The organism is Aquiflexum sp., assembly GCF_041749095.1.
Classification (GTDB): Bacteria; Bacteroidota; Bacteroidia; order Cytophagales; family Cyclobacteriaceae; genus Aquiflexum.
Map to the genome: position 1 here is coordinate 1 of NZ_JBGTCA010000419.1, position 3,105 is coordinate 3,105.

Consider the following 3,105-nt stretch of genomic DNA (forward strand, 5'->3'; position numbering starts at 1 on the left):
CCAAGAATAGCAGGTTTTGGAATCTATAAAAAAAAAGCATTGGAAGAACTCGCGGCCAATAGATTCCTATATCTACCATTGATGAGACAATGGCAATCCTACCGCACTACTACCTACCCGGTAATACACCAACAACGAATCAATGGAAAATCTTCCTATTCATTCATAAAACAACTCAACCTGGCCTTGAAAATCTTCAAATCCCTATAATCATTGATAGTGAAGTCTCAGAGTTTGGAATTAAAACTGAAGTGCCATTCTAAAAAGAATTGAAATAAATAATCAATGCTCCAAAAATTCAAGTCCTTCCTAAAAAACACTTCCCCCATTTTTCTGATGGACATCTACCGATCCTTTCAAAAGAAAAAGAAGCTGGATATAGATGGGTTGAGTACTGAGGAAGTGTTTTCGAAGATTTACAAGGAGAATTATTGGGTATATGGGGAGAGTGTCTCAGGAACAGGTTCGGATATCAGTCAGACCAATGCCATCATCCGCGAACTGGAAAAGTTATTCCAAGAGTTTGAGATCAAAACCATTTTGGATGCTCCCTGTGGGGATTTCAACTGGATGGATCAGGTGAATCTGGAGGGGATAGACTATTTGGGAATCGATATTGTAGACGATTTGATTAGACTGAATAAGGAAAATTACAAGGATAAAGCAGGGGTGAAATTCAGAACAGGGAATATTATTACAGATGACTTACCAAAGGTGGATTTGATCCTGTGCAGGGACTGCCTCGTCCATTTTTCTTTTGCTGATATTCAGATGGCATTGGACAATTTCAAAAGATCAGGATCCAAATACTTTTTGACTTCAAGCTTTATTGCCCACGCAACCAACCAAGACATCCAAACCGGTTATTGGCGACCGATAAACCTAAATAAACCACCTTTTGATTTACCTTTTCCTCTTAAAACAATTAATGAAATATGTAATGAAGGTGGTGGAAAGCATAGGGATAAAAGTTTAATATTGTTTGAATTGGATCAGGTTTGATTTTAACTAGGCCAATATTGAAACAATCAGACTACAAAAGTGATCAATGAATAAAACTATCATAGAACCTACCAAAGGTTGGAAATTTATAGACTTTCAAGAATTGTGGAAGTACAAAGACTTATTATATTTTTTAACTGTTAGGGGAATAAAAGCCCGATATGCCCAATCTGTACTGGGAGTTGGATGGGCCATTATTCAACCTCTATTTACCACATTGGTTTTTACAGTAGTATTTGGTGGTTTGGCCAAAGTGGATTCGGATGGGATGCCCTATATTTTGTTTTCATACTTAGCTTTATGGCCTTGGAATTACTTTTCGGGTACTTTGTCTGAATCGGCAAACAGTCTTGTAGCAAATGCTGGGATGATTACCAAAGTATATTTCCCTAGACTGATTTTACCTTTAGCAGCGATTTTCTCCAAACTGCTGGATTTTATAATTTCATTCGTTATTCTTTTGGTTTTACTGATTTATTTTAAAGTAGTTCCCGGTTTTGGGATAGTATTCCTTCCTTTGCTGATGATTCAGTTGTTGTTGTGTTCTTTGGGAATTGGAATGGTCTTATCGGCAATGGCAGTACAATATAGGGATGTGAAATATGCTTTATCCTTTGTAGTACAATTGCTACTCTATACTGCACCTGTGGTTTATAGTACCACCGCTGTTCCCGAAAAATGGCAGTTTGTTTATTCTCTGAATCCCATGGTAGGAGTGATAGAAGGAATCCGTGCCATGTTCTTGGACAGACAGATTCCATGGGAATGGATTTGGCCCGGGGCAATTGTTGGAGTGGTATTGTTTGTTTTTGGTTTGTTTTATTTCCGCCGAATGGAGAAAGTGTTTGCGGATGTTGCTTAATGAGCGTCATTGCGCCTGTCCGCCGTGGCGGGAGCGGGGCAAGAGCGGTGGCAAGAGCGAGCGAAGGAATCTCTTAAGTCGGGGAGATTGCTTCGGGGCATTCAAAAGTACCATAATCCGAAAACTACTTACCTGCCCCTCGCAATGACGGGCAGCTTCTTATAACTACAAAAAAGTGTCAGATACGATTATTAAAGTTGAGAATCTTTCCAAGCGCTACCGCATAGGCTTGCAGGAAAAAAAGGCAGATACTTTTGCACAGCAAATGGTCAATGTTTTGAAATATCCTATTGACAACTTTAAAAAGATCCAAAATCTTGGAAAATTTCAAGACAAAGAGGAAGGTGTACATTGGGCATTAAAGGAGGTGAGTTTTGAAGTGAAGCAGGGGGAAGTGCTGGGAATCATCGGAAAAAATGGGGCCGGAAAATCCACCCTTTTGAAAATACTTTCAAAAATCACTGAACCTACCTCAGGAAGAATAGAAATGAACGGAAGGGTAGCCGCCTTGCTGGAAGTCGGCACAGGCTTTCATCAGGAACTTTCGGGCAGGGAAAATATCTATATGAATGGAACCATCCTAGGGATGACCAAACGGGAGATCGACCTCAAACTAGATGAAATAATAGACTTCTCTGGTGTGGAGAAATATATCGATACTCCGGTGAAGTTCTATTCTTCTGGAATGCGGGTCAGGTTGGGCTTTTCTGTTGCCGCACATTTGGAACCAGAGATTTTGATTATTGATGAAGTCTTGGCGGTGGGGGATTTTGAATTTCAGCAAAAGTGCCTAGGTAAGATGGAGAATGTCAGTAAGCAAGATGGAAGAACTGTGCTGTTTGTCAGCCATAATATGGAAGTAATCAGAAACCTTTGTCCAAATAGTTTATTGCTAGCAAATGGAAGAATCATAGAAAATGGTGATTCTACTTCTGTAGTGGATAATTACATCCACGAAGGTTTTAATTCAGATTTAGATATTTTTAATATTGATCTTTTAGATCATCCCGAAAAGGATAAAAAATTGAATAGATTGGGATTATCTTCTGCGAAAATATTCATCAATAATAAACCCTCAAATAGGATTTCAACAGGGGATTCTTTGAAAATAGTTTTTAAATATCAAATGCCGCAAATCGATTTTGCATTGCCAATTGAAATTGGTTTAGGGATTTTGAATTCCAAAGGGGAAAGATTGATAGCATTCAATAATAAGAACTTCAAAAAAGAAGTTACCTTAA

3 protein-coding genes and 1 pseudogene are annotated in these 3,105 nt (G+C 38.6%); all 4 read left to right on the forward strand.

Going from position 1 to position 3,105, the window contains the following annotated elements; all coding sequences use genetic code 11:
* Nucleotides 1–210 (forward strand): annotated as a pseudogene (locus ACEW8O_RS19125) (glycosyltransferase); the annotation flags it as partial.
* Between the two features lie 75 nt (nucleotides 211–285).
* Nucleotides 286–1,002 (forward strand): class I SAM-dependent methyltransferase, encoded by a 717-nt coding sequence (locus ACEW8O_RS19130; protein ID WP_373496231.1) that lies wholly within the window; start codon nucleotides 286–288, stop codon nucleotides 1,000–1,002.
* A 46-nt stretch (nucleotides 1,003–1,048) separates the two neighbouring features.
* Complete coding sequence (locus tag ACEW8O_RS19135; RefSeq protein ID WP_373496232.1) at nucleotides 1,049–1,864, forward strand: ABC transporter permease; 816 nt, start codon at nucleotides 1,049–1,051, stop codon at nucleotides 1,862–1,864.
* Nucleotides 1,865–2,039: 175 nt separating this feature from the next.
* Nucleotides 2,040–3,105: ABC transporter ATP-binding protein (locus ACEW8O_RS19140; RefSeq protein WP_373496233.1), on the forward strand; the 1,066-nt coding region annotated here is incomplete at its 3' end.

Excerpts from the sequence above, each read along its gene's own strand:
- ACEW8O_RS19130 (WP_373496231.1), top strand. The coding sequence starts at position 286 with ATGCTCCAAAAATTCAAGTCCTTCCTAAAAAACACTTCCCCCATTTTT.
- ACEW8O_RS19135 (WP_373496232.1), top strand. The coding sequence starts at position 1,049 with ATGAATAAAACTATCATAGAACCTACCAAAGGTTGGAAATTTATAGAC.